Here is a 24,387-nt window from a genome sequence, read left to right as displayed (position 1 = left end):
CATGCAGCCATGACTGGTTTGATCTGTGGCATGACCGCCCTGTGGCTCCACGCTTGGTGGTGTTGTAGAACAACCAATTCGCCTGCGGTCAAACGCAGCTGGCCTTACCCGCGCTCGTGGAAAAACAGCGCCGATCTGTATGAAAGGCCCTGTCGCCGTCACCGTCATCTCAGGGCGCGCACGCAACTCAGCGCACGCAGCCGCCGCAGCATCGCCGGTAGAACACCTGTCTTGGTAGCGCAAGTTACTGAAAACGCTTAAGTTGGCGCGTCTGGATTTTTCTGTTGAACGGGAGCCAATCGGTCGAGGCCAGGAGTGAGAAGCGTCGTCAGCAGCTGATGGGAGTGTCGTTTGTGGCTGCAGCGCTCGGCGTTCTGGCGTTGTTGACGATCCGTCTTGGCACCTGTTGCTCCTGGTTCGGTTCGCACTGACCTTTTCGGTTTGGCAGCTGGAGCTCATTGGTGTTCATTGCCTCGGCAAGGCTGCGCCAGCCACCAGATGTGGTGTCCTCAGCCCTTGATTCTGGGTGCAGGGCCGGTATGTTTCATCTGTTCCCCATCACCTGGCTTCAGCCCATGCGGCTGAGGCTTTTTTATTGCCTTCTTGCAGAACGTTGTATCAAGGCAAACCAACTTCTGATTGTCTTAAGTGACATCACTTGGTGGCAACGGCCACATCGGCATCAGGTTCCTTAAGTTGAAAAGGAGCGTCTTCTCTTGATGTCTCCTGCTGAATTGTCGAGCATCAAATGGGAGCAAGATGGTGAAATGTCTGCGCACGACACATGGAGCCTTGTGAGGAAGCTCATCAAGGTGGAAGAGCAAGACAAAGCATCAAACTTGTTGCATCTGTCGTCGAAATACATTCACTCCAATCGTTTCAATTTGCGTTGACATGAGAAAATATTATTCAGTTCTCCGAGTTATTCCTCAGCGCCGGGCCATGAGATTGCGTTGGTCTTTTCTCGAGAATTTGGAGCTATAAATTTGAGGGTTGACCGAGTTCGCCTCCTATGCGATGAGGGGCATGCCATGACGAACGATTGAGGTCACCTTGTTAGTGGTCGCGTCAACCACCATGTAAGTGCACATCAGCGCCTTCGACTTTGTGCGATCACATAGGTAAGCCTTGAATTCCGTTTGGAGGTAAAGCTCCTTGACCCAACGGTCGGGAGCTTCTTGCTTGACGACGTTATACACGGCTATTGCCTGGACCCTTGCTCTAGCAATGCCTTTAATGCGCCAGTCCAAATCACGGAATTTCCGCTGTTTAGGCATCAGCACTTATCCAACGAGTCGGTCATCTTCAGCCAGGATCGCTTTGCCTTTTGAAATCCTCATCACCTCACCTGAGTTGCCGGGACTTTCGTAGATGACTCGATAGAGCCCGAAAGTATTCAGCGATTTGGCTCGGGCGTTGGTGAAAGCCTTGAACTCAGTCTTGAAGCACTGCTCCTGAAACCAAATGTCGGGCCCATCGCTTCGTTCAACACAGAACATCATCTGTATCCCCTGATGCTCTCAGCTTGGAGAGGGCAGAGCTGATCGCTTGCTATCTCCAAATGAGCTTCGGGATCATGTCTTCAGTTGTCGACCAGTGAGCAAGGGACCCAGTCAGTCTTACGAGCCCAGCTCGTCAATGGCACATGATGTTCTTTGGCTGAGCATGTGCATTGATCACCCTGACGAAATCGCTGTTCACCTGGAAAACGGCAGGAATCCTGACGGGAGTGAAGCTGGTAACAGTGGCAGCCGTACTTGGCCTTGCTCGTGCGGGGCTTCTTCCCCAGTGGTTTCCGCATTGGGGTTAGCCCGCTTCAGGATCTCAGCCCAATTCTTTTGGCAGGCTCGGAGCTGCCTCAGATGCAAAAAGAAACCCCCGCCGAAGGCAGAGGTTTGGGGTTTGATTAAGCCCTGATCACTTGGTGTAGGAAGTGCCTCTGTAGGTCAGGCTTGGATGGGCATTGTGAGCGACTTCTTCGCGGCATGTGTTGTAGTGCTCGCGGCGGTGGGTTAGCTCGACACAAGCTTTGGGCGATGCTTCTGGAGCTTCGTAGGAGTGACCTCTGTAGAGAAGAGCAGTCATGGTTGGTTCCTCAGAAAATTCCAAGTCCCCGTTCCGTGGCTTGGAGTGTCTGCGCCCCTTGGAAAGAGGTGAACGTTGTGTATCGATTGCTACAAATAAATTATACGCCTAAGTTGATCTCTGGGTTTACAGCCTTGCCTGGTTTCAGGAGCCCAGCCGGTAGAGGGGGCTTTCAGCTCCTGGGAACGCCAAAGATGATCGACGTTCAGCGGTCGTCCTCCTTAGATCTCGGATCGTTCTCCTTGTATCTCGGCAGGTCAGTGGGCTGAGCCAGGACGTAAACGACTGCCGCAGAGATCACCACGGTCACGATGATGAGTGCAGTGATGGCTGATGAATAGTCAGTCATCAGGCTTCAACCTCAGCATTTTTATCGCCTGTGCATTTGATCTCTTCGGTTGTTGCATCGGCTGATTTGGACTTGCTGTAAGAGCAACCGCCAGCGATGGCGACGTTGGCGAAAGCAGCAATAACCATGATTGCGATGATCACGGTGCCGCCAAAAAAGGCCAGATTCGGGTGACGATTCACGTGAGGCTGACCTGAGAGTCATCGGACCCTACTGGCTAAATCCAGAATTCGATGCTCATGCCTCAGGGAGAACCAAACCTTCGTCCTAGAAGCGAACAGCCCAAAGCTCCTCGTTGGTCACCTCACCGTTCTCATCAAGCAGTTCTGGGTGTGTGGTTTTGAGACCTGTTCGGTCGTTCGATGTGCTGGGTTTAGAGGCCGACGATGGGCGCATCATCCGAAAAGCCTGCAAGAGCAAGTACGTCAAGACAGCTGCGTAAGCGATTGGGAAAAGACCTGCGATCACTGCCTCTTCAATGCGATGTTAAGAAACGTTAACCACTGCTATCGCTGTCTGGGGTTGCTAATCGCTACTTGCGGCCCTGCTTTGCCTCCCCCGCATATTCCCGCTCCAGGTAGTCAAGGCGGGCCAGGCATTCTTCTGCTTCCGCCCAGCGCCCATAGCGGCTGAACCAGTTGCTGGGCAGCCCTTCCCATCTAATGCCCCAATGCAAAGACTCTGCATAGGTTCGACTTGTTGCACCGCTGTAGGTGAGCCGACTTCGCATTGAACGTTCAGCCATTGGAGCCTCCTCCATGAAGGAGACCCGTGGTGTGGGAATCCATGGATAGCTTCTAGTGGGGTTGGCCTGTCAGCTGCGGGTGACCAGCCTCTATCCCCAGGTGCGTTGTCTACTTCTGGGCGTAGTCGATCAAAAGTTGCTTTTGGAAGTTGAGCTGACGCAGCTTTTCGATGTTCTGCTCATTCTCTTCTTTGCTCCAATGACGTGGATTGGCGATTCGGGCCTCAAGCTCCGATATTGCGTCGTTGAGATTTGTCGTTGAGTCCTCGGTCCAAGGTTCACCTCCACAGTGGACCATCGGGTGATAACCATGGCTGAGGTGAGTAAATATCCTTTTTTGCTACTGGTGCCATCTCTTTCGGCTGTTATCAGTATGTGGGTGTCGTGCTCGTGCAGACCTCCTCTAGGTCGGTGGTCAAACTGAGGCGACGGGATGAGGGAACAGTTGGGTTTGCGCAACCTGCCTTCATCGCACCACGGTTAAGCAGCCAAAGTTGCGATGCTGCTTAGCATGCAGCATGAAGGGCAGAGCATGACGAACTGCACTCCAAACCTCGTTGCCTGGCTGGTTGAGTACAGAAAGTATTTAATACTCGTCGCCGATGGTGCCAACGATGAGGCTGCACTTCTAAAGCAAGAAATTGAGGAGGGTCTTAATTGGGTTGAGCTGAGTTGGGCTGACCTTGAGTTTGCAAATGATTCTGATCAGCCTTTGCGCCATTGATCATCCCGTCCGTGTGGTGGCACGCCTGTGGCCTTGAATCAGGTGAAGTACGGGAAGCCGATCGGCGGCTCGGAGCCATACGTCCGTAGACCGTTTGAAGATTTTCTCAGTTATGGCAATCCATCTCTCAGGCGGCGCGCCAATCGATTCGTTCATTTTGGAAGGCAAGCACGCTCCTTTTCGTGCTCTCGCCTGTCCATTGAACGCCATAACAACGATCTCAGAGGAATCTCCTTTGGATTCAGCTCAAAGCCGCCGCGCTCGACGCGCTTGAAGATTCACTAGCGGAGCAATCTCAGGAAGCCTCTGTAGATCCAGCTCCATCGTCGGGGAAGGCCCAAGGCTCTTCCGCTTCTTTTGCTCTGCGCTTCTGCCAAGCCTCAAAGCTGTCCTCCTCTTGCTGCTCAAGGAGCGGTTGATCGGCTGGATGGATGCCCATATCGGCACCCTATGGGATTTCTTCGGTCTTAGAAAAAGTCTCAACTCGCCTCAGGAGCCCATCTCATCTCCTTCTGCTACTAGAAAGGCCTAGAAGCCGAAGAAATTAAGGACTGCTTCTAAGGCTCCAAGCCCTAATAGGAAGGCACCCGCGAGCAAGGCAAAGTCTTTTTTTTGATCTAGCCATGGTTGCAACGATTGTCCCCGCGAACGCCATAAGCAAGAACCTAAAGGCAATCGGAAGATCCAGTTTTGAGTTCCATGTATTTCCTGAATGAGTTATGTAAACCCTCTGCGGTGCGGTCACTTAACCGTTTGATAGCAAGTTCAAGTTACTTAATTCCTTTCAAACAAGGTAATTCCGATGACACGGTTCGCTGGTTGGGCGTCATCCCGCCTTAGGCGCCCAGCCCGTCTCCTTCTGCCACATCGGTGCCCAGAACTTGCACTTCTTCTTTAGGCGCTCGCTTTGCTGTTTTTGCAGGGGCGTTCACCTCGCTTCAACTTGAGCCACATCGCTTTCTCAAGTGCCGTCAGCTTTGGAGACGTCTCATGCATTGCAGCTTCCGCACGTCGCCTGGCGGCAATGATGAAGCGGTCTGTCCTATCGACTCCGTCGAATCCCATGTCCCTGAGGAGGATGACACTCGCAAGGTAGACATACGAATCGTGCGTGCATCGAGTGCCAGTGAGCCCTCACTTCAAGAGATGGCCAGAGCTGATTAGGGCTTCGATCGCTTGACCAAATCTTGGCCGTTGCGAATGATTTCTTTCACGCCGATGCCTGTTCGGTCGTGTCATCGAGAACATCTTGCTGAAGCTGCTGAACGGCGCAGAGGGCTTCATGCGCAGGCCATCCATGAACATCCATCAACTCCTTAACCAGAGCATCAGGGGCCTGAGTGATCGAGGAGCGAATGGCATTGACGACTGTGTTGTCCCTCGCGAGTGCAGACAGCCGTAGAGCCCTAAGTCGCTGTGTGTTCGGCTGTTTCATGACTGCACTCTGGACTACCGCAGGTTTTGCTCCAGTTGCCAAATGCTTTCATGCACCTGGCTCACCGATTCACTGCCCTATGGAAGTGGACCGGCGCATCTCCTCCAACCCATGGATTTGAGTGCATTCCATTTCTCCAGCGCCTCTTGTCGTGTCATCAGTTGACTCCCCTGAGGAATCGGGTCGTCAGGTGGTCGCCAATGGAAGCTGCGCATGACGATCGAATCGCCTTGAGAGCCATCCTTGGAAGCGGTGAATTGGTAATAAAGCTGCTGTGGCTCATTGACAAGCCACGCGCCAATTGACTTGTAGGAGAGTTCTTCAGTGATGAGTTCGCCCCATGGGAGAGGAGCCTGATCGATCGATCAGACGGCTTTTTTCGTAGTTGAGCTGGCGGAGCCTTTCGATGTGCTGCTCATGCTCTCCGCTGCTCCAGTGCTGTGGGAAGGCCACTCGGGCTTGAAGTTTCGAGATTTGGTTGTTGAGTTTTCTCGCTGGGTCCTCGGACCAAAGGTCCTCTACACAGTGGACCATCACCGGCCCCTTCTGGTGGGTAAGAAGGGAATCTTCCTCATAACTACTGATGGACCTCTCTGGAGAGGTCGTTTTCTCATCAGGAAGGTCGGCCCATCCCTTTGGGGGCGTTTGTGTTGTTGGTGAGCTGCAACCGGCCTGGCGGGTGGTGCTGTTCTGCGCCGGAGTGGGTGGTTTGACGCTGGCTTAATCACTGCATTGATGGGGAGCGAGGTGGCTGGAGCTGGTGTGAATCCTGCGGATCAGCGCTGGGGTTCCTGGCCGCTGCTGCCACTTAGCAATCAGTTGCCGGAACAGGTCTGAGGGGCTTGTCCCTGAGTTGTCACTGGAATTTTGTGCAACTGGGATCAATCGTGTGCAACTCCCAGGGAGCTGACCTCGCTTGAATCCTGCTCTACACGAGATGGTTCAAGACCACCTGTCTGTAGGCATCCAAGTCGGGCACTTCAACCCCATGAACCTTGGCCCGGTCGTCCCAGCGCCGCAGGGCCATGGCATCGTCCATCCCCTCTAAGGCCAACAGCCGCATCGCTTCAGAGCGGCTCAGCTCTCCGCCTTGCACGGCAAAGCTGCGTTTCGATGCATCCGACAGCCCCGCGTAATACGTCTCATCCAAGGAGCACAGCAGCCGCTTGGCCGAGACATGCCGCTGTACGGGGGCAACGACCTTCGTGGGGAAGAACACCGAGAGTGCTCGGGCGGCGACGGCCTCATGGGCACAGTCTTGATCGAGGAAATCCCTTCGCTCATCGTGTTCATCGATCATCAGATGGCCGATGTCATGAAGCAGTGATGCCACCACCAGGTGGGGCTGCTGCGACTCCTGTTGGGCCAGATGCGCTGTCTGCAGAGCATGTTCCAGCTGCGTCACCGATGGGTCGTAGCTGGATTGCCCATGGGTGTTGAGATAGGCGAAGAGCAGATCAACACGCTCTTCCCGACTCCCCGCTTGCATGGATTTCATCCATTCGATGGCGTGGTCGGCCAGTGCAGTCATGAGACGTCCTCTCCGAGAAAGTGGTTGATCAAGCTGACGCGCCCATCTGCCAGCGCCTGCTTTTTGTGGTCGTAGTACTCCGATCGCAAATCGCCTTCGGAGCTGGCGTTGTAGGTGACGTACAGCGCGCGGCGCGAACGATCGGAGCGATTGGTGCCGCTGCGGTGCGGTGCAAAGGAGTTGAAGAACACCGCGTCTCCAGCCGCCACAGGCATCGGCGTCCATTCGAGTTGAGCTGCCCGCTCAATCGGGAGGCATCCATCGGCATTCACATCGATTACCCCGTTGTGATGGGCCCCTTTTGCGAATTCCAAGCAGCCATTGCTTGTATCCGCTGAATCCAAGGCCAGCAGCATCGTGATGTGTAGCGAGCCAAACGGGTAGGCCGGGGCATCCTGATGGGGGGCGTATCCGGCGGCACCGGGGTGCTTGTAGTTGATCTTTTCCTTGAACAGCACCGGCGGCTCGCCAAACAAGGCTTCGAGCACGTCGCGCACCCGCCCCTGGGTCAGGAACTGATGCAGGGGCGGGTGATCCTTGGCGAAGTCTTCGGTTCGCGCTTTGACCCGACCACGGTCTGTGCTTTCGAAGTAATGGCGCCCCAATGTCGATGCGTTGGAGATGTCGTCAATCCAAGCCAGCAGCTCCGCCATGGCGTCGTTTGCCACCAAGCCAGGCACATGGACGACGCCGTCGTGTTCGTGACGCCCTTTGAATTCCAGGAGATCCTTCGGATCCCAGTGCGTTGTGGTTGTGATGTTGCTCATCTGATCGGCGTCAGGGTGGACTCAACAAGTGCCTTGAGATTGCGGGCCGCTGTCATGGCGATGTCTTCTCGGATCGATTGAACGGCTGACCCGATGTGCGGGGTGAGCACGGTGCGATCGCGCTGATCGAGCAAGCCATGGGGAATGGAAGAGGGGTGGTCCTCTCGGGCCCAGTCCTCCATCTCAAAAACATCGGCTCCGTAGCCCCCCAGCTGGCCTGATTGCAGCGCGCGCACAACAGCCTGTTCATCCACCACCGAGCCGCGGCATGGATTCACCAGCACGGCACCCGGTTTGCACCGGGCCAACACATCCGCATTGATCAGATGCCGCGTGTCGTTCGTGAGCGGCACCATCAGCACCAGGTGATCACTGCACTCAATCACGTCGTTGAACTCCACATGCTGCAGCTCAAGACGTTGCTCGGATGGGCGATCAAGACGAACGGGATCGCTGTACAGCAGCGTTGCCCCGAAGCCCCGCATGCGCTCGGCGAATTCGATGCCGAGTTGCCCCATCCCTACGATGCCAACCGTGCTGTTGATCACTCCTTTGGAGTAGAAATTGGGCCGCCATCCAGGGAACTGGCCTGTGCGTACGAAGGCATCCCCTGCCGGAATGGATCGCGCCAGGCTGATCAGCATTGCAACGGTGAGTTCTGCCGTTGGTGCCGCCAACAAATTGGGGATGAATTGATAGCGAATGCCCCGGGCATCACAGGCGGAGAGATCGAAGTTGTCGAAACCACGCAGGGCTCCGGAGATCGAGCCCAGCCGTGGGCAGTGATCCAGAAAGTCGGCATCGACGCAATCCGGCATGAACATCAGCAGGCCGTCGGCGTCCGCTGCTGCTGCCAACAGGGCGGGTCGGCTCCAGGGCTCCCGGCTGCGATTGACGGCGACATGTGCGAATTCGGAGAGGAAGTCGATGACCTCCTCCTGCACATGGTTCGTGACCACGAGATGGGGCCGCTGTTGATGGCTCATGAGGGTTGTCATTGCACCATCCAATGCCGCAGAGCATTGCTCATCGAATCGAGCGCTGTGACCACCACAAGCACCACCAGCAGCAGGGCCGAGACCTGTTGGTACTCCATGATTCGCAGGGCACTGATGATTTCCAAACCGATGCCGCCGGCGCCCACGGCGCCCACCACCATCGAAGCCCGGAAGTTGTATTCCCAGCGGTAGAAGGTGACATCCGCCATGGCTGGAAACACCTGAGGAAGGATGCTGTGAACGATCACCTGCAGTTCAGATGCCCCCGATGAGCGGGCGGCTTCGATCGGCTCCTGATCGCAGAGTTCGATCGCCTCGGCGTAGAACTTGCCGAGCATCCCCACGGAGTGAAGGCCAAGCGCCAGAGTTCCGGGCAGTGCTCCGAAGCCAACAGCAGCCACAAGAATCATGCCGAGAATCAACTCGGGAACGGCTCGGGTCACGTTGAGCACTGCCGTGGCGATCACGTAAAGCGCCGGGCTGGGGCTGGTGTTACGGGCTGCAAAAAAACATAGGAGGAGCGAAAAGAACACCGCGATGGAGGTGCCTGCGATGCTCATCGCCATTGAGTCGATTAAAGGCTTGATCCAGAACGGCCACCGTGCGAAGTCCGGTGGAAACATCTCTGGCAGCAAGTTGAGAATCGCCGGCACCCCAGTGGCGATTCGATTCGGATCAAACAGGCCAACAACGGCCAAGGAACCAACAACCGCCGTGAGAATTACCAGAACACGGAGGAATTGCTGCCGCCATCGCAGCTCATGGCGCCGAAGAATGGCGCGATGGGAATCAACGGAAGCACTCATAAGGGAAAGACAAAAAGGTCCCGATGGTGTGAACCATCGGGACAAAGGAACGTGTTCAGTTGACGAACTTGCCGAGGTCGAGGCCCAGCAGATCACCCGCCTTGCGGATGCCGTCGTAGTCCTGATCGGTGATCACGGCGAACCCATCGGCCTTGAACGGCTTCAGCACGCTGTCGTCATTCAGTTCAATGAAAGTGGTGCTGATGGTGTCCTTCAGCTCGGGCTTCAATGACGTGCGCATCGTCCAGGGGTACTGCGGGATCGGCGCTGATTTGGCGATCAAGGTCACCTTGGTGTCGTCGATCTTGCCCTTCTCCTTCAGTGATTCGAAAATCGGGCAAGCCACGCCACCGGCCTGAGCGTTGCCGTTCTGAACGGCCAGGGCCACAGCGTCATGGGCGCCGAGGAACACACCCTCGTAATCCTCACCCTTGACGAGATCATTTTCTTTGAGGGTCAGTTCCGGGAACAGACGGCTGGAGGTTGAGGCTGGATCTCCAAAGGCAAAGGTTTTGCCTTTGATCGCCTCAAAGTCGGTCACGCCGGCTTCGGTGTTGCCGATCAGGCATGACTGGTAGGTCTTGGTGCCACCTTTGATTCGCGCGGCGAAGGGCTCGATTTCGCTCTTGGATTTGGCCAGCACGTAGGACAGTGGTCCGAAGTAGGCCAGGTCGAGGCGATCGTTGCGAGCCGCCTCGATCATGGAGGAGTAATCGGTGGTGACCACCAGTTCAATTTCCTTGCCGAGCTTCTGGTTGAGGTAATCCTTCAGCCCTTGGTTGTCCTGAATCACAGTTGCGGCATTTTCATCCGGGATCAGGGCAACAATCAGCTTGTCGGGATCACTGGAGTCGGCAGACTTGCCAGTTGTTGTTTGGCTGGAGCAACCAGTCAGAACAATCGCAGCAGAGGCAAAAGCAACGGCTGAAAAACGCGCAGCTTGGGACAACATGGGGATGAAATGAAGAGCAAGCCTGAAGTCGAGACGGCGGATGATTAGGTGACCGCTGCCTCGAGCTTGTGGCGATACAGGGCGTGAATTTCGCTTTCTTCCAGCGTCACCGAGTGTTGGTCGCAAATGATGCGACCAGCGGCCATGCCAATGATTCGATCAGCAAACTGGCGTGCGAATTCCACCTGGTGAAGGCTTACCAGAACAGCAATAAGGTCCCGCTGACAGATGTCTTTCAACAGCGAGAGAATCTGTACTGAACTTTCTGGATCCAGGCTGGCGATTGGCTCGTCCGCAAGAATCAGACGGGGTTCCTGAACCAGGGCCCGCGCGATGCCGACGCGTTGCTGCTGGCCTCCGCTGAGGTCTTTAACGCGGGCCAGTGCTTTGTCGATCAAACCCACGCGCTCCAGGGCTGAGAGGGCTTTTTGCCGATCGCTTTCCGGAAGTGGAAGCAGTGAACGCAGGAAGGAGTGGTATCCCAAGCGCCCCATCAGCACGTTGTCGAGCACGGACAAGCGGTCAATCAGCTGGTGCTGCTGGAAGACCATCGCCGTGTCCCTTCGGTGGGCGCGGAGCTGCCGGTTGGTGCTCGCACTGATTTCTCCGTGATGGAGTGATCGGATGCTTCCTGAACAGGGCTGAACCAACCCATTTAGGGAGCGAAGCAGCGTTGATTTTCCTGCTCCGGAGGAGCCCAGAAGAACAACAAATTCTCCATCTTGGAGCGAGAAATTGATATCTCGGACTGCGAAATTGTTTTCTCCAAATGAAACCGATAATTGCTGGATACTTAATAGCTCTTTCATTGCCTTGTTCTCCAGAGCACTTACTCAGAAAATCTAGCCTTCATCTGACGCTGACGATTAACAAATGGATAAGGACTGGTAGAGGCTTGCTTATCGCTTGCTATTTTTTAAATTTCTTGGTCTGATCTTATTGCATTCATAACCTATGGCTTCCTGTGATCGGAGCCTGTCTCTCCTGGCTCATCGCATCAGCATCCCTTGATGGGTTCATGGCTCTGTTCGATGAAGAGTGTGGGCAAATTTATGCTCTCCCTCAGCGCCTCCGGTGAGCTCGAAGGTTGATCACTGTGTTGATCGACGCAAGTACAACAAGTAGCGTGAGGCAGGCAGATTTGTAATCCAACATTTTTTGGCCTAATCCAGCTCGCTCTTGTTTTGACTGGTGGCTTTGTCGCTATTTAAGGCAGTTGTTCATGTATTCCAGAACACATCCTTTGTGACCGGAACCTGTTGGATGTAGTGTTATCGCATCAAGATTTCTTGATGGATTAATCGGTCTGTTCGAGCGCTATCTCTCCGTCTGGATTGCCCTGGCGATCGTGGTTGGGGTTGGCCTTGGCGCTTGGTTCCCTGATGCGGCGGTAAGCATTGCGGCCCTGGAGGCTGCGGGGATCAATCTGCCGATCGCGGTGCTGATCTGGGGAATGATCTTCCCGATGATGCTCGCGGTCGACTTCTCCTCCATCGGAGCGATTCGCCAGCAGTCGCGGGGGCTTTTGGTGACAGCTCTTGTGAACTGGCTGATCAAGCCCTTCACCATGACAGCTCTGGCCTGGTTGTTCATCCGTGGCGTGTTTTCCGCCTGGATTCCGGCAGCCATCGGTCAGGAGTACGTGGCCGGAATGATTCTTCTTGGCGTCGCGCCCTGCACGGCGATGGTGTTCGTGTGGAGTCGTCTCAGCGACGGTGATCCCAACTACACCCTTGCGCAGGTAGCGTTGAACGACCTGATCATGGTCTTCGCCTTCGCCCCGATTGCGGCGCTTTTGCTGGGGGTTTCGGATGTGTTTGTGCCTTGGGACACGATGCTCACGGCAGTCGGTCTGTTTGTCGTGGTCCCCCTGGTGACCGGATGGTTCACGCGGCTGAGCCTGCGCAGTACTCGCCGGATTGAGCGGTTGGAGACGCGGCTCAAGCCCCTGTCGATTGGCGCGTTGATCGCCACTGTGTTGCTGCTGTTCATGGTGCAGGCCCAGGCGATCCTGGCCAATCCGCTGGCCATCGTTTTGATTGCCATTCCTCTGATCCTCCAGACCTATTTGATCTTCTGGATCACAGCGATCTGGATGCGCTCAGCAGGGCAGCCACGATCGATTGCGGCACCTGGGGCCATGATCGGCGCGTCCAACTTTTTTGAGTTGGCAGTTGCGGTGGCCATCAGCCTGTTCGGTTTGAACTCCGGGGCTGCCTTGGCCACGGTTGTTGGTGTGCTGGTGGAGGTTCCGGTGATGTTGTCGCTGGTGGCGATGGCCAACCGGAACCGACGCCTGTTCCCCGCCTGAGATGAGCAGCACGATGCCCGCTCCACTGCAGGTGTTCGTTCAGTTCTTCGTGTTGGGGCTGTCCTCCTTCGGTGGCCCCGTGGCGCACCTCGGTTATTTCCACGAGCGTTTTGTGCAGCGGGAGCGTTGGATCGCCGCTGAGGCCTACGCCGATCTCGTTGGTCTCTGTCAGCTGTTGCCGGGCCCTTCGAGTTCCCAGGTGGGCATGGGCCTGGGGCTGATCCGGGCCGGTTGGCTTGGCGCACTGGCGGCCTGGGCAGGGTTCACGTTGCCTTCGGCTGTGTTGATGGTTCTGGCGGCGTCGCTGCTTTCAGCCCATCCCCGTTGGATCGACGGGGGCTGGGTGCATGGCTTGATGGTGGCGGCTGTGGCCGTGGTGGCCCAGGCCGTTCTGGGCCTGCAGCGCAGGCTGGCTCCCGATCGGCAGCGGGCCAGCCTGATGGTTGCGGCTGCTGTGTTGGTGCTGTTGGTGCCTCGCGTTTGGGCCCAGCTGTTGGCCCTGCTGCTTGGTGGATTGGTGGGTTGGTGCGCGTTGACCCCACCTGCTCTGGAGCCATCGGCACCGGAACGTCTCGTGGTTCCGCTGCGGCGCTCGGTGGCGGTGGTTTTGCTCGGTTTCGCTGTGCTGCTGTTGGTGGCTCTGCCCTGGTTGTCTGCTGAGGCCAGACCGCTGCTGGTGCAGCAGCTCAGTGGTTTCCTGCGCACGGGTGCCTTGGTCTTCGGCGGTGGTCATGTGGTGCTCCCCTTGTTGGAGCAGGCGCTGGTGCCCAACGGGTGGATCGACCTGCAGCAGTTTCTGGCCGGGTATGGCGCTGCCCAGGCGGTGCCAGGGCCGATGTTCAGTTTCGCGGCCTTTCTTGGCTTTGATCTGCAGCCAGGGCTTCAGGGCATTGCCGGTTCTGTGATGGCGCTTATTGCCCTGTTTTTTCCCTCGTTCTTGTTGGTTGGTGGGCTCTTGCCCTTCTGGAGTGACCTGGGCCGTTTGGCTCCGATGCGTCGAGCCCTGCTGGGCATCAACGCATCAGTGGTGGGCATCCTGCTGGCGGCGTTGTTTCAGCCCGTCTGGCAGACAGGGATCCGCGGTGGTGCTGAGTTCAGCTTGGCGTTGGTGGCGTTTGTGTTGTTGGTGAGCTGGCGTCAACCGGCGTGGCGGGTGGTGCTGTTCTGCGCCGGAGTGGGTGGTTTGACCCTGGCCTGATCCATTCCTCTGCAGAATCACTGCATTGATGGGGAGTGTGGTGGCTGGAGCTGGTGTGAATCCTGCGGATCAGCGCTGGGGTTTCTGGCCGCTGCTGCCGCTCTACCCCTACGGCCGCCGCCGCACGCTGTTCAGTGAGCTGATCCCTGGCCAGCTCTGGAGCCTGGAGCAACTGCAGGGGGTGTATTACGTGGCCGTGCCGGTGCGGCTCACCGTGGCCAAGGTGCCCGGCGGCTTGATGTTGGTGAACCCCCTGCCGCCCACCGGTGAAGTGCGCCAAGCCATCGCCGGGCTGGAGCAACAACACGGCCCCGTGTGCACGATCGTGCTGCCCACCGCCTCTGGCTTAGAGCACAAGCTTCCCCTCGGTCCCCTGGCCCGCGCCTTCCCGGATGCGGACATCTGGGTGTGTCCGGGCCAGTGGAGCTTCCCGGTGCAGTTGCCTCTGGCCTGGTTGGGTGTGCCGGCCCGTCGCACCAAGGTGTTGTTCGACGATGACCTTCCCCATGGCGATGTTTGTGAGTGGTTCTCCCTTGGACCTCTCGACCTTGGCGTGGGCCGTTTCCAGGAGGTCTCCTGTTTGCATCGCCCGTCAGGCGCTCTGTTGGTGACCGACGCCCTGGTGGGCATCAGTGCCGAACCCCCAGCGTTGTTTGACCTCGATCCAACGCCGCTGTTGTTCCATGCCCGCGAACGCGGCGATGAGCCCCTCCGCGATTCAGCGGAAGCCCGCCGCCGCGGCTGGGCCCGGCTGGTGCTGTTTGCCTCCTACCTGAGGCCGGAACCGCTGGAGGTGCCCGCGCTGCCTGAGTTGCTGCGGGATGCGTTCAAGCCAGGGCTTCGTTCCCTCAAAGCCCACTTCGGCCTTTACCCCTTCCGCTGGAAGGCCGGTTGGCAGGCGGCTGCTGATGGCTTGATCGGTGAAGACGCGCCCAGGCTGCAGGTGGCCCCTGTGCTTGAGCGGTTGGTGTTGCCCAGAGCCAAAGAGGCTCTGTTGCGATGGCTGCAGGAGTTGAGCGGCCAGGCTGAGCTGCGCTGGCTGGTGCCGGGCCACTACAGCGCGCCGGTCACATTCACGCCCGAAACCGTGCAACACCTGCTCGCGTCATTGCAACAGCGGGACTGGGCTCCAAGTTCTGAGAACTGGGAGTTTCTTGGATCAATTGATCAGCGTTTGCTCGATCTCGGCGTTGTGCCTGATCAGCCCGTGATCAAAGCTTGAGTTCGTCTTCCGGCTCGATCGCCATCTGTTCATCGGCCAACAGGGTCTCTTCCAGTTCCTTGCGCTGTTCCATCTGGCGCAGGAAATAACCCGTCATCATGGCCGAGGCCAGCATGTTGGCGAGGTTGTCGCGGTTGGCCGTCACCTTCACCTCAAAGTGCTCGCCAGGAAGCATTCCCAGCAGACCCTGAACGTTGTGGCGAATGATGTCCTGAATATCGTTGCTTGCTGATTTCGCGACCCGTTGCAAGGTGTCCGGCGACTGCTCCTGCAGGTACTGGATCAGGCTGTTCCCCGCGTGACCATCACTGCTGTCAGTTGTTAGGAACTCGGGGTTAAACATTCGTGTGTGATCTACATCACGGACTTGACCTTAACGCAAGCCATTGGCATCAACCGCCATTGCTGCTGTCGGTGATCCGTAACGGACCGAACCTCTGCAGCGGCCAATACCTCCACACCGCCGTGCCCAGAACATTGGTTTCCGGCAGTGATCCCCAGAGGTGGGAATCGAGGCTGGCATTGCGGTTGTCCCCCATCACCCACAGCTGATCCGCCGGCACGGTGATAGGAGCCATGTCGTAGTTGATCGCTTCCGCCAACCAGGGTTCCGCAGCCAGTTCACCGTTGCGGAACAGCCTGCCGTCGTGCACCTCCAATTGATCGCCAGGCAGCCCCACCACCCGTTTGATCAGTGCAGCGGATGCGTCGTAGCCAGCGGCCACGAGCTGCTCCGGCGGGGCGAACACCACCACATCGCCCCGATGCAGATGGCCGTGGCGGCTGCGGGCCAGGCGGGGCCTCACCTTCTCCACCAGGATGCGGTCCTGCAGCTGCAGGGTGGGCAGCATCGAGCCTGAGGGAATCCAGCGCGGTTCCACCACCAACCAGCGCAGCAGCAGCGCCAGCAGGGCCCAGAGAATCAGATTGCGCCAGAAGCCCTTGCTGTCTTCTCCTGGAGCGGGTGTCGTGGGTTGGGTCATCGTTGACCGAAGATCACACCAGCCTGGCCTGCTGCACTGACCATCGCTCGCGCCAATTTGCAGGCCGCCCTCACGCTGCTGGAGGCTCTTTGTCTCCAGGGGCTGAAGCAGCTGGTGCTCTGCCCTGGCAGCCGTTCCGGCCCCCTGGCAACCGCGGCGGGAATGCTGGCCTCCCAGGCGAAGCTGCAGCTGGTCACGGCCATCGACGAGCGTTCGGCCGCCTTTCTGGCCCTCGGCATGGCGACCGCCCATGGCCGTGCCGTGGCAGTGGTCACCACCTCCGGCACCGCGGTGGCCAACCTGCTTCCCGCTGCGGTGGAGGCGGACCGCTCCTGTCAGCCTTTGCTGCTGCTCACGGCGGATCGCCCCGCTCGGCTCAAAAACTGCGGCGCCAACCAGACGGTTAACCAGGAATCCTTTCTGCTCTCGGCCTGCCGATGGTTCGGCAGTGGAGCGACAGACGGTGTCCACACCCAGGCCAACGACTTCCTCACTGCCCTGGCAGTTCAGGCCTGGCAGCAAGCCCAGGGTGCAGGCACTGGGCCGCCGGGAGCGGTTCACCTCAACCTGCCCTTTAAGGAGCCGCTGCACACCACGCTCGAGCAGCAGCAACAGCTGGTTTCGGCTGCGCTCCCGCCCACGGCTTGCCCTGAGCCTTCGCCCGAGATCGCGCCTGCGCCTCGCCTCGATCCAGAGCGCCCGGGGGTTGTGATTGCGGGCCCTTGGCGCGGTCTTTCGCCCGCGCTGGAGGCCTATCAACAGGCTCTGCATCGCTGGGTGAACCTCAGCGGTTGGCCTCTGCTGGCGGATCCCCTCGCCGCTCTTGGTTCTGACTGCCCCAACCGCATCGAGCACTGGGAGTTGCAACTGGATCGGCTGAACCTGCCTGACGACGCTCAGGTGTTGCGGCTGGGACCCATGCCCGCCAGCCGGCGGTTGGAGGCTTGGCTTCAGCGCCATCAGGGCCCCCAACTGGTAATCACCGAAGGGGATTCAAGGCCGCTGGATCCGCTGCAGGTGGCCAGCCAATGGTCCGGGTGCCTGGCCGCTTGGATTGCCCAACAGCCTGGGCTGGACAAGCAGAGCAAGCCATCAGTTGGCACCGACGACCTCTCGGCCTGGATCGAGGCCCAGCTGCCCTTGCGTGGCGCCGTCAATGAGCCCGCTCTGGCCCACTGGCTTCCCCAGCTCCTGCCGGAGCGGTTGCCAGTGATGTTGGCCGCCAGTTCACCGGTGCGCGATTGGTTGACCTGGGGCGGGCCCGCCTGCGGCCGCCACCGTTGCTTCAGCTTCCGCGGCGCCTCGGGCATCGACGGCACCTTGTCGCTTGCCATGGGTCTGGCGGCGAATCTTGGTCCGTTGGCGCTGGTGACCGGTGATCTGGCCCTGCTGCACGACAGCAACGGCTGGCTCCATGCATCGTCCGCTGCTGCAGCTCCACCACCACTGCTGGTGCTGCTGATCGATAACGGCGGCGGCGGCATTTTTCAGCAGTTGCCCATTGCCACGCCGGGCTTCGAATCACTCTTCGCCATGCCCCAGCAGGTGGATCCCCTGGCTCTGGCGGCGGCCCACGGTGTGCCTGGACGCCAGGTGGCCTGTCTGGAGGATCTGCAGGAGGCCTTGGCCTGGGGCTTGTCGCAGCAACGGCCGGTGTTGTTGCGGTTGTGCAGCGACCGCGGACGTGATGCTGCCCTGCGTCAGCAGCTGCGCGCCGCTGCTCAGAATGAGCGCACCGAGCCCTGAACCCGATGAGTGACATGCGTCAGGTGCTCCCCGGTGCGCCAACAGCGCAATGGACACCGTGGGGCAGCTACCAGGACATCCTTGTGGACCGTTGCGCTGACGGCCTGGCGCGTGTGGCCATCAACCGCCCCGCCAAGCGCAACGCCTTCCGCCCGCAGACGGTGATGGAGCTCTGTGATGCCTTCACGCGCATCCGGGATGACCGTGACATTGGTGTGGTGCTGTTCACCGGCGTTGGTCCAGCCCCCGATGGTGGCTATGCCTTCTGTTCCGGCGGTGACCAGAGTGTTCGCGGTGACGGCGGTTACGTCGGTGAGGACGGCTTGCCCCGCCTGAACGTGCTGGATCTGCAGCGCATCATTCGCAGCCTGCCCAAGGTGGTGATCGGCCTGGTGGCCGGCTATGCCATGGGCGGCGGCCAGGTGTTGCATCTGCTCTGCGACCTCAGCCTTGCCGCCGAGAACGCTGTGTTCGGCCAGACCGGCCCCAAGGTCGGCAGTTTTGATGGCGGCTTTGGTGCGGGCTACCTGGCGCGGGTGGTTGGCCAGCGCAAGGCCCGTGAAATCTGGTTTCTCTGCCGCCGTTATGGCGCCAAGGAGGCGTTGGAGATGGGGCTCGTCAACGCCGTGGTGCCGTTGGAGCAGTTGGAGGCGGAGGGGGTGCGCTGGGCCCGCGAGGTGCTGCAGCACAGCCCCACGGCCATCCGTTGCCTCAAGGCCGCATTCAATGCCGAAACCGATGGCCTCGCCGGGTTGCAGGAATTGGCGGGCAATGCCACCCATCTCTTTTATCGAACCGAAGAAGCCGTGGAAGGCCGCAATGCCTTCCTTGAGAAGCGGTCTCCGGATTTTTCCGAGACAGGCTGGTTACCCTGACGGGAATGCTTCCTCTTCCTCCACCGGAACCGCTTGCCCTGCTGCAGGCGGCGGCTGAGGATTCCGTGACGGCAGGCCTGGCTTCACTGCCTCAGGATCTGCGGGGCAACAGCACTCGCCATGTGGTGATGTTGCGCGGCCGTCGCCGTGTGTTTCTGCTCGACAACGGTAGGCTGCGCAACGCTTTCCCGGTGGCCATCGGCATGCCCGGCTGGGAAACCCCCACCGGACGCTTTGAAGTGCTTCAGAAGATCCCCAATCCGGTGTGGGTGCATCCGGTGAGTGGCGAGCGGGTGGAGGAACAGGGGGCCAACAATCCCTTGGGCAGCCACTGGATCGCTTTCCATCGCGATTGCCGCGGCCGTGATGCCCATGACGGCGATGCCTGGATCACGATCAAGGGATGCACCACCACGGGGTTCCATGGCACCCCCCACCGCTGGACGGTGGGACGGGCCGTCTCCCATGGCTGTGTGCGGCTTTACAACGAGGATGTGCGTGCCCTGTATCGCCAGGTGTCGCTTGGAACTCAGGTGACGGTTCTTCCCTGACGGAACAGATTCCTAAATTCCCCTTAAAGTCGCCGCGCCAACGCCGATCTGAGACATGCGCATCCTCTTCGCTGCAGCGGAATGCGCCCCGATGATCAAGGTTGGAGGGATGGGCGATGTTGTTGGCTCTCTGCCCCCGGCATTGGCCAAGCTCGGCCACGACGTGCGCCTGATCATGCCGGGCTACGCCAAGCTCTGGAGCCGCCTCAACGTGCCGGCGGAGCCGATCTGGCGAGCCCAGACCATGGGCACCGAGTTTGCCGTCTATGAAACGAAGCATCCCACCAATGGGATGACGATCTACCTGGTGGGTCATCCGGTGTTCGACCCGGAGCGCATCTACGGCGGCGACGACGAGGACTGGCGCTTCACCTTCTTTGCCAGTGCTGCTGCCGAATTCTCCTGGAACGTCTGGAAGCCCCAGGTGCTGCATTGCCACGACTGGCACACCGGGATGATCCCGGTGTGGATGCATCAGGACCCGGAAATCAGCACGGTGTTCACCATCCATAACCTCAAGTACCAGGGTCCCTGGCGCTGGAAGCTCGATCTGATGACCTGGTGCCCCTGGTACATGCAGGGGGATCACACCATGGCCGCTGCGCTGCTCTACGCCGACCGCGTCAATGCGGTGTCGCCCACCTATGCCCAGGAGATCCGAACGGCGGAATACGGCGAAAAGCTGGAGGGTCTACTCAACTTCGTCTCGGGCAAGCTGCGCGGCATCCTCAACGGCATTGATCTGGATGCCTGGGATCCAGCCACCGATCGCTCCCTGCCGGCAAACTTCAGCGCCGACGATCTTTCCGGCAAGGCGGTCTGCAAGAAGGTGCTCCAGGAGCGGATGGGGCTGGAGGTGCGGGAGGACGCCTTCGTGCTCGGCATGGTCAGCCGCCTTGTCGACCAGAAGGGAGTTGATCTGCTGCTGCAGGTGGCTGATCGGCTGCTGGCCTACACCGACACCCAGATTGTTGTGCTGGGAACCGGCGACCGGGGGCTCGAATCCGGACTCTGGCAACTCGCATCCCGTCATCCGGGCAAGTGCGCCGTCTTCCTCACCTACGACGATGACCTGTCGCGGTTGATCTACGGCGGCAGCGATGCCTTCCTGATGCCCAGCCGTTTTGAACCCTGTGGCATCAGCCAGCTTTATGCCATGCGCTACGGCTCAGTGCCCGTTGTTCGCAAGGTGGGAGGTCTCGTTGACACGGTCCCGCCCCACATCCCCGCTGCCGACAGCGGCGCAGGATTCTGCTTCGATCGCTTTGAACCGGTCGACTTTTACACAGCCCTGGTGCGGGCCTGGGAAGCATTCCGCCACCGGGACAGCTGGGTCGAGCTGCAGAAACGCGGCATGAATCAGGACTACAGCTGGGATCGTTCCGCGATCGATTACGACCTCATGTACAAGGACGTCTGCGGCATCAAGGAACCCACCCCGGATGCTGCTCTTGTGGAGCAGTTCTCCCAGGGTCAGGCTGCTGACCCCTCCCGTTCTGAGGGGCAGACTGAAGAGGCCAGCGCCCCTGCTGAGGTGACCTCCGCCGGCCGCAACCCCCTGAACCGTCTCTTCGGTCGTCGATCCAGTTGAGTTTGAGCGAGCCCGCCCGATCCGACTCCTCCTCTGAGGCTCAATCTGAGTCCCAGAGCAGCGAGCCATCGGGCAATCTCCCGGCTCCCTACGTCAGTCCCTGGCAGGAATTCGGCCGCAACCTTCAGGCGATGGCCGCTGATGTTCGGCTCAGGAGCCAAGAACTCTGGCGTCGGAACCAGGAGGGTGAGCTTTCGGTTCCAGGCTTCTGGCCCCGGGATCTGGCCCCCAGCTTCTGGCCGCTGCTGCTGGTGTTGCTGCTTCTGCTGCCCCTGGCTGGGATTCGCCTCTGGCAGGACCATTCCCGCCCCGCCCCGCGTCCGGATCCGGTTGAGCTGCAGCGCACGTCTCCCCTTGAGCTCCCCGCGCCGGAGCTGATCCCGGCACCACAGCGCAAGGCGGAGGAGCCATCACCCGTGCAGGAAGCGATGGATGCTGAGCCGGCCGTGGAGCCATCGGAGCCGGAGCAGCCCAACCAACCCCACCTCAGTTTCGATCCCCTGTTTGAGCTGTTTCAGGACACGTCCGTCCCTGAAGGACTGCTTCGTTCAGCCAAGCCTGTTCCGGAGCAGGACCGCCTGCTGTTGGAGTTGTCTGTTGGCGTATGGCAGCAGTTGCCGCCTGATCAGCGCCAGACCCTCGCCTCCAGTTGGCTTCAGTCGGCGTTCGAGCTGGATTACGCCAGTCTTCAGTTGGTCAATGAACAGGGCGATCTTCTGGGGCGGTCAGCTCGGGTTGGGGGAGGCATGATCCTGTTTGACCTCGGGTTGGTGGGATGACCCTGACGCTGCGTCAGCTGCTGGATGCCTGGGGAACCCCCCAGGGCGGCAGCTTTGAACCCGATGCCCTGGTGGGACGGGTCTGCACCGACAGCCGACAGCTCCAGCCGGGTGATTTTTTTGTCCCCCTTGTGGGCGAGCGCTTTGATGGTCATCAATTTCTCGCCCAACTGCCTGAACACAAGGTCCAGGCTGCTGTTGTGAGCCGCAGCTGGACTGAACCGTTGCCTCCAGACCTGCTGCATTGGCGGTTGGACGACACTCTGCTGGCCTATCAACAGCTGGCCTTGCTGCACCGCCGTGCCCTCGGCAAGCCTCTGGTGGCGGTGACGGGCTCAGCCGGCAAAACCACAACCCGGGAGTTGATTCGAGCGACATTGGCTCCTCTGGGAGCGATTCAGGCCAGCGAAGGCAACAACAACAACGACGTTGGGGTTCCCCTCACCGTTCTGGGCGCCAGCGCAGCTGATGCGGCCCTCGTGATTGAGATGGGCATGCGGGGGCCTGGGGAGATCGAGCGCCTCTCCCGCTGCACCGAGCCGGATCTTGCGGTGATCACCAACATCGGAACGGCCCACATCGGTCGTCTCGGCAGCCGTGAAGCGATTGCAGCGGCTAAATGTGAAATCACGGCTGGGTTGCATCCAAAGGGAACCGTGGTGATTCCCGCCGGTGATCCCCTGCTGGAGTCGGCTTTGGCGGCGGTGTGGTCCGGCCGCGTGCTGCGCGTGCGCCTGGCTGACGATCCCGAGGTTGAAGCCGATCTGGTTGGAGACGTCACCGGCGACCAGTTGCTGATCGATGTGGATTGTCTCCCGTTACAGCTGGAGGGACGTCACAACGCCCGCAACCTGCTCTTGGCCGTCGCTGTTGCAGACCAGTTGGGCTTGTCCCGCAAGGCGTTGCAAGGCATGCAGGTGACGGTGCCGGGCGGACGCAACCGCCGCCTGCAGCAGGGTGCTTTGACACTCCTCGATGAGACCTACAACGCCTCGCCTGAGGCGGTGTTGGCGTCTCTTGAGCTGCTGGCGGCGCAACCGGGGCGACGTTTTGCTGTGCTGGGCACCATGCTGGAACTTGGAGACCGCAGCCTTGAGCTGCATCAAGAGGTTGCCGCCCGCGCCGTGCAGCTCGGTCTGGACGGTCTGGTGCTGGTGGATGGCGGAGCGGAGGGCAAGGCGATGGCTGAAGTGGCGGCATCCTTACCCCACCTGCAGTTGGTGTCGAATCCGGAAGACGCCGCAGCACCTCTGGCCGCCTGGCTGGAGGCGGGGGATGTTCTGCTGCTCAAGGCCAGCCGCGGTGTTGCCCTGGAACGGTTGATACCGCTGTTGCCACGCCTTTGAAAAGGCTGGATCAGACCTTTCGTTCAGCCCAACCTTCTTTGGTCATCTGGCGGGCGCGTCCAATCGCCAGGGCGCCGTCCGCCACATCCTTGGTGATGGTCGAGCCTGCTCCGATGGTGGCTCGTTCTCCGATGTTGACCGGAGCGACCAGCACGGAATTGGCACCCGTTTTGCTGTTGCTGCCGATCACGGTGCGGTGCTTGTTCACGCCGTCGTAGTTGGCGGTGATCGTGCCTGCCCCCACGTTGACGGTCTCCCCGAGGGTGGCGTCGCCGATGTAGCTGAGGTGGTTCACTTTGGTGCCAGCTCCCAGCTGGCTTTTCTTCACCTCCACAAAGTTGCCGATGCGGCAGCCATCGCCGACATCGGCGGCCGGCCGCAGGTGAGCAAAGGGACCGATGGCAACGTCGTTACCGACGTTGGCCTCTCGCACCACGGAGTGCACCACACTGACGTTGGTTCCAACCGACGCGTCCTCGATCAGGCTGCCGGGGCCGATCCGGGAGTTGTCGCCGATCACGCAGCGGCCGCGGAAGTGGGTTTGCGGTTCGATCACCACCTCGCGGCCGAAGCTGCAGCCTTCACTGAGGGTGCAGCTTTCGGGATCAATGAAGGTGACCCCTTCATCCATCCAGTGGTGGCGCAACCGTTGCTGCAGCAGGGCTTCGCACTGGGCCAGTTGCCGCCGGTTGTTGATGCCGTTCACCTCATCGGCATCGGCCACCTCCAGGTGCATGGCCTTCGGCAGCATCGCCACCGTGTCGGTGAGATACAGCTCCCCCTGATCGTTGTCCGTGCTGAGCTTCGGCAGCACGTTGGCCAGGGCCGTCCAGTTGAAGCAGTAGATCCCGGCGTTGGTGAGGTTGTTGCTGCGTTGCTCGTCCGTGCAATCGCGATGCTCAATGATGCTGCTCACCTGGCCGTCGGCATCGGCGAACACACGCCCGTAACCGGTGGGATCCTCGAGCCGTGCCGTCAGCAGGGTGACATCAGCACCGCTGGCCCGGTGCTGTTGCACCAATGCTTCGACCGTTTCACTTCGCAGCAGCGGTACATCGCCGTTGAGCACGAGCAGTTCCCCTTCAAAGCCCTGCAGCGATGGAATCAGCTGTTGCACCGCATGGCCCGTGCCGTTCTGGGGCTGCTGCAGAACAAATTCCAGGCCTCCGACCGGAGCCAGCTGCTGCTCCACCCGTTCGGCTTGATGCCCAACGATCAGCAGCCGCCGTTCCGGTTGCAGGTTGCCGGCACTGGCGAGCACCCGTTCCACCAGGGTGGCTCCCGCCAGGGGTTGGAGCACTTTTGGGAGTGCGCTCTTCATGCGGGTGCCTTTTCCAGCGGCCAGAACGGCTACGGCGAGCATGCGGAGCGAGGGGAAGACGGGCGGAATCTA

Annotated in this window: 29 protein-coding genes; 12 read left to right on the top strand and 17 right to left on the bottom strand. The window is 59.6% G+C overall.

What is annotated here, in order from left to right:
- Nucleotides 1-284 precede the first annotated feature (284 nt).
- Nucleotides 285-431 (top strand): hypothetical protein, encoded by a 147-nt coding sequence (locus SynRS9902_RS08600; protein ID WP_186508820.1) that lies wholly within the window; start codon nucleotides 285-287, stop codon nucleotides 429-431.
- Between the two features lie 1,486 nt (nucleotides 432-1,917).
- On the opposite strand, the gene SynRS9902_RS08590 is transcribed toward SynRS9902_RS08600, so the two are convergent.
- From SynRS9902_RS08590 to SynRS9902_RS13525, 6 genes are all read right to left on the bottom strand, one after another.
- Nucleotides 1,918-2,085, bottom strand: coding sequence for a DUF4278 domain-containing protein (locus tag SynRS9902_RS08590; protein WP_186508818.1), 168 nt, complete (start codon nucleotides 2,083-2,085; stop codon nucleotides 1,918-1,920).
- 205 nt (nucleotides 2,086-2,290) lie between these two features.
- Nucleotides 2,291-2,434, bottom strand: coding sequence for a hypothetical protein (locus tag SynRS9902_RS08585; RefSeq protein ID WP_006849771.1), 144 nt, complete (start codon nucleotides 2,432-2,434; stop codon nucleotides 2,291-2,293).
- A complete protein-coding gene (locus tag SynRS9902_RS08580; RefSeq protein WP_186508817.1) occupies nucleotides 2,434-2,616 on the bottom strand; it encodes a hypothetical protein in 183 nt (60 codons plus the stop codon). The genes SynRS9902_RS08585 and SynRS9902_RS08580 overlap by 1 nt, the downstream gene beginning before the upstream one ends.
- 85 nt (nucleotides 2,617-2,701) lie before the next feature.
- Nucleotides 2,702-2,902 (bottom strand): DUF2973 domain-containing protein, encoded by a 201-nt coding sequence (locus tag SynRS9902_RS08575; RefSeq protein WP_186508816.1) that lies wholly within the window; start codon nucleotides 2,900-2,902, stop codon nucleotides 2,702-2,704.
- Between the two features lie 64 nt (nucleotides 2,903-2,966).
- A complete protein-coding gene (locus tag SynRS9902_RS08570; RefSeq protein WP_186508815.1) occupies nucleotides 2,967-3,179 on the bottom strand; it encodes a hypothetical protein in 213 nt (70 codons plus the stop codon).
- Nucleotides 3,180-3,288: 109 nt separating this feature from the next.
- Nucleotides 3,289-3,477: a hypothetical protein gene (locus SynRS9902_RS13525; protein WP_222929454.1), complete on the bottom strand. Its 189-nt coding sequence runs from the start codon at nucleotides 3,475-3,477 to the stop codon at nucleotides 3,289-3,291.
- Nucleotides 3,478-3,711: 234 nt separating this feature from the next.
- On the opposite strand from SynRS9902_RS13525, the gene SynRS9902_RS08565 reads away from it, so the two are divergent.
- Entirely contained in the window at nucleotides 3,712-3,903 is a 192-nt protein-coding gene (locus SynRS9902_RS08565) for a hypothetical protein (protein ID WP_255446078.1), read from the top strand.
- Nucleotides 3,904-5,113: 1,210 nt separating this feature from the next.
- Here the strand turns inward: SynRS9902_RS08565 and SynRS9902_RS08560 are convergent.
- Complete coding sequence (locus SynRS9902_RS08560) at nucleotides 5,114-5,338, bottom strand: hypothetical protein (RefSeq protein ID WP_255446077.1); 225 nt, start codon at nucleotides 5,336-5,338, stop codon at nucleotides 5,114-5,116.
- A gap of 77 nt (nucleotides 5,339-5,415) precedes the next feature.
- Nucleotides 5,416-5,640: a DUF1651 domain-containing protein gene (locus SynRS9902_RS08555; RefSeq protein WP_255446275.1), complete on the bottom strand. Its 225-nt coding sequence runs from the start codon at nucleotides 5,638-5,640 to the stop codon at nucleotides 5,416-5,418.
- 281 nt (nucleotides 5,641-5,921) lie between these two features.
- On the opposite strand from SynRS9902_RS08555, the gene SynRS9902_RS13520 reads away from it, so the two are divergent.
- Nucleotides 5,922-6,062 (top strand): hypothetical protein, encoded by a 141-nt coding sequence (locus SynRS9902_RS13520; RefSeq protein WP_222929453.1) that lies wholly within the window; start codon nucleotides 5,922-5,924, stop codon nucleotides 6,060-6,062.
- A gap of 204 nt (nucleotides 6,063-6,266) precedes the next feature.
- Here SynRS9902_RS13520 and SynRS9902_RS08550 read toward each other — a convergent pair whose 3' ends face one another.
- The 6 genes from SynRS9902_RS08550 to phnC are packed head-to-tail and all read right to left on the bottom strand — an operon-like array spanning nucleotide 6,267 to nucleotide 11,201.
- Nucleotides 6,267-6,869 (bottom strand): HD domain-containing protein, encoded by a 603-nt coding sequence (locus SynRS9902_RS08550; protein ID WP_222929452.1) that lies wholly within the window; start codon nucleotides 6,867-6,869, stop codon nucleotides 6,267-6,269.
- On the bottom strand, nucleotides 6,866-7,636 hold the full coding sequence (locus SynRS9902_RS08545; protein ID WP_186508812.1) for a phytanoyl-CoA dioxygenase family protein: 771 nt from the start codon (nucleotides 7,634-7,636) through the stop codon (nucleotides 6,866-6,868). Before SynRS9902_RS08545 ends, SynRS9902_RS08550 begins: the two co-directional genes overlap by 4 nt.
- Nucleotides 7,633-8,634 (bottom strand): phosphonate dehydrogenase, encoded by a 1,002-nt coding sequence (locus SynRS9902_RS08540; protein ID WP_186508811.1) that lies wholly within the window; start codon nucleotides 8,632-8,634, stop codon nucleotides 7,633-7,635. Before SynRS9902_RS08540 ends, SynRS9902_RS08545 begins: the two co-directional genes overlap by 4 nt.
- Complete coding sequence (phnE, locus tag SynRS9902_RS08535; protein ID WP_186508810.1) at nucleotides 8,631-9,440, bottom strand: phosphonate ABC transporter, permease protein PhnE; 810 nt, start codon at nucleotides 9,438-9,440, stop codon at nucleotides 8,631-8,633. The genes SynRS9902_RS08540 and phnE overlap by 4 nt, the downstream gene beginning before the upstream one ends.
- 55 nt (nucleotides 9,441-9,495) lie before the next feature.
- Nucleotides 9,496-10,392 carry a phosphate/phosphite/phosphonate ABC transporter substrate-binding protein gene (gene phnD, locus SynRS9902_RS08530; RefSeq protein WP_186508809.1) on the bottom strand — a complete coding sequence of 299 codons (897 nt, stop codon included), beginning with the start codon at nucleotides 10,390-10,392 and terminating at the stop codon, nucleotides 9,496-9,498.
- A gap of 44 nt (nucleotides 10,393-10,436) precedes the next feature.
- On the bottom strand, nucleotides 10,437-11,201 hold the full coding sequence (phnC, locus tag SynRS9902_RS08525) for a phosphonate ABC transporter ATP-binding protein (protein ID WP_186508808.1): 765 nt from the start codon (nucleotides 11,199-11,201) through the stop codon (nucleotides 10,437-10,439).
- 491 nt (nucleotides 11,202-11,692) lie between these two features.
- Between phnC and arsB the strand changes: the two genes are divergently transcribed.
- The 3 genes from arsB to SynRS9902_RS08510 are packed head-to-tail and all read left to right on the top strand — an operon-like array spanning nucleotide 11,693 to nucleotide 15,123.
- Nucleotides 11,693-12,703, top strand: a complete 1,011-nt coding sequence (gene arsB, locus SynRS9902_RS08520) for an ACR3 family arsenite efflux transporter (protein ID WP_186510585.1) — start codon at nucleotides 11,693-11,695, stop codon at nucleotides 12,701-12,703.
- Nucleotides 12,704-12,716: 13 nt separating this feature from the next.
- The gene (gene chrA, locus SynRS9902_RS08515) at nucleotides 12,717-13,901 is read left to right on the top strand and encodes a chromate efflux transporter (protein WP_186510584.1); all 1,185 of its coding nucleotides are present in this window, start codon (nucleotides 12,717-12,719) and stop codon (nucleotides 13,899-13,901) included.
- Nucleotides 13,902-13,929: 28 nt separating this feature from the next.
- Nucleotides 13,930-15,123, top strand: a complete 1,194-nt coding sequence (locus SynRS9902_RS08510; RefSeq protein ID WP_186508807.1) for a DUF4336 domain-containing protein — start codon at nucleotides 13,930-13,932, stop codon at nucleotides 15,121-15,123.
- Here SynRS9902_RS08510 and SynRS9902_RS08505 read toward each other — a convergent pair.
- Together SynRS9902_RS08505 and lepB are read right to left on the bottom strand one after the other, a co-directional pair.
- Complete coding sequence (locus SynRS9902_RS08505) at nucleotides 15,113-15,466, bottom strand: DUF760 domain-containing protein (RefSeq protein ID WP_186508806.1); 354 nt, start codon at nucleotides 15,464-15,466, stop codon at nucleotides 15,113-15,115. The genes SynRS9902_RS08510 and SynRS9902_RS08505 overlap by 11 nt on opposite strands.
- A 49-nt stretch (nucleotides 15,467-15,515) precedes the next feature.
- A complete protein-coding gene (lepB, locus tag SynRS9902_RS08500; protein WP_186508805.1) occupies nucleotides 15,516-16,106 on the bottom strand; it encodes a signal peptidase I in 591 nt (196 codons plus the stop codon).
- A gap of 57 nt (nucleotides 16,107-16,163) precedes the next feature.
- Here lepB and menD point away from each other — a divergent pair, with 57 nt between their 5' ends.
- Genes menD through murF form a run of 6 tightly spaced genes read left to right on the top strand, consistent with a single transcriptional unit; the run spans nucleotide 16,164 to nucleotide 22,994 of the window.
- Nucleotides 16,164-17,852: a 2-succinyl-5-enolpyruvyl-6-hydroxy-3-cyclohexene-1-carboxylic-acid synthase gene (menD, locus tag SynRS9902_RS08495; protein WP_186508804.1), complete on the top strand. Its 1,689-nt coding sequence runs from the start codon at nucleotides 16,164-16,166 to the stop codon at nucleotides 17,850-17,852.
- 5 nt (nucleotides 17,853-17,857) lie between these two features.
- Nucleotides 17,858-18,727 carry a 1,4-dihydroxy-2-naphthoyl-CoA synthase gene (menB, locus tag SynRS9902_RS08490; RefSeq protein ID WP_114988990.1) on the top strand — a complete coding sequence of 290 codons (870 nt, stop codon included), beginning with the start codon at nucleotides 17,858-17,860 and terminating at the stop codon, nucleotides 18,725-18,727.
- Nucleotides 18,728-18,732: 5 nt separating this feature from the next.
- Nucleotides 18,733-19,278: a L,D-transpeptidase gene (locus SynRS9902_RS08485; protein ID WP_186508803.1), complete on the top strand. Its 546-nt coding sequence runs from the start codon at nucleotides 18,733-18,735 to the stop codon at nucleotides 19,276-19,278.
- A 55-nt stretch (nucleotides 19,279-19,333) separates the two neighbouring features.
- Entirely contained in the window at nucleotides 19,334-20,869 is a 1,536-nt protein-coding gene (glgA, locus tag SynRS9902_RS08480) for a glycogen synthase GlgA (protein WP_186508802.1), read from the top strand.
- A 2-nt stretch (nucleotides 20,870-20,871) separates the two neighbouring features.
- On the top strand, nucleotides 20,872-21,648 hold the full coding sequence (locus SynRS9902_RS08475) for a hypothetical protein (protein ID WP_255446076.1): 777 nt from the start codon (nucleotides 20,872-20,874) through the stop codon (nucleotides 21,646-21,648).
- Nucleotides 21,645-22,994: a UDP-N-acetylmuramoyl-tripeptide--D-alanyl-D-alanine ligase gene (gene murF / locus SynRS9902_RS08470; RefSeq protein WP_186508800.1), complete on the top strand. Its 1,350-nt coding sequence runs from the start codon at nucleotides 21,645-21,647 to the stop codon at nucleotides 22,992-22,994. The genes SynRS9902_RS08475 and murF overlap by 4 nt, the downstream gene beginning before the upstream one ends.
- A 10-nt stretch (nucleotides 22,995-23,004) precedes the next feature.
- On the opposite strand, the gene glmU is transcribed toward murF, so the two are convergent.
- Nucleotides 23,005-24,357: a bifunctional UDP-N-acetylglucosamine diphosphorylase/glucosamine-1-phosphate N-acetyltransferase GlmU gene (glmU, locus tag SynRS9902_RS08465; protein WP_186508799.1), complete on the bottom strand. Its 1,353-nt coding sequence runs from the start codon at nucleotides 24,355-24,357 to the stop codon at nucleotides 23,005-23,007.
- Nucleotides 24,358-24,387 lie beyond the last annotated feature (30 nt).

Source organism: Synechococcus sp. RS9902 (assembly GCF_014279635.1).
GTDB lineage: Bacteria > Cyanobacteriota > Cyanobacteriia > PCC-6307 > Cyanobiaceae > Parasynechococcus.
The sequence above is the reverse complement of the archived record's forward strand: the minus strand, read 5'-3'. Positions and strand labels throughout refer to the sequence as shown.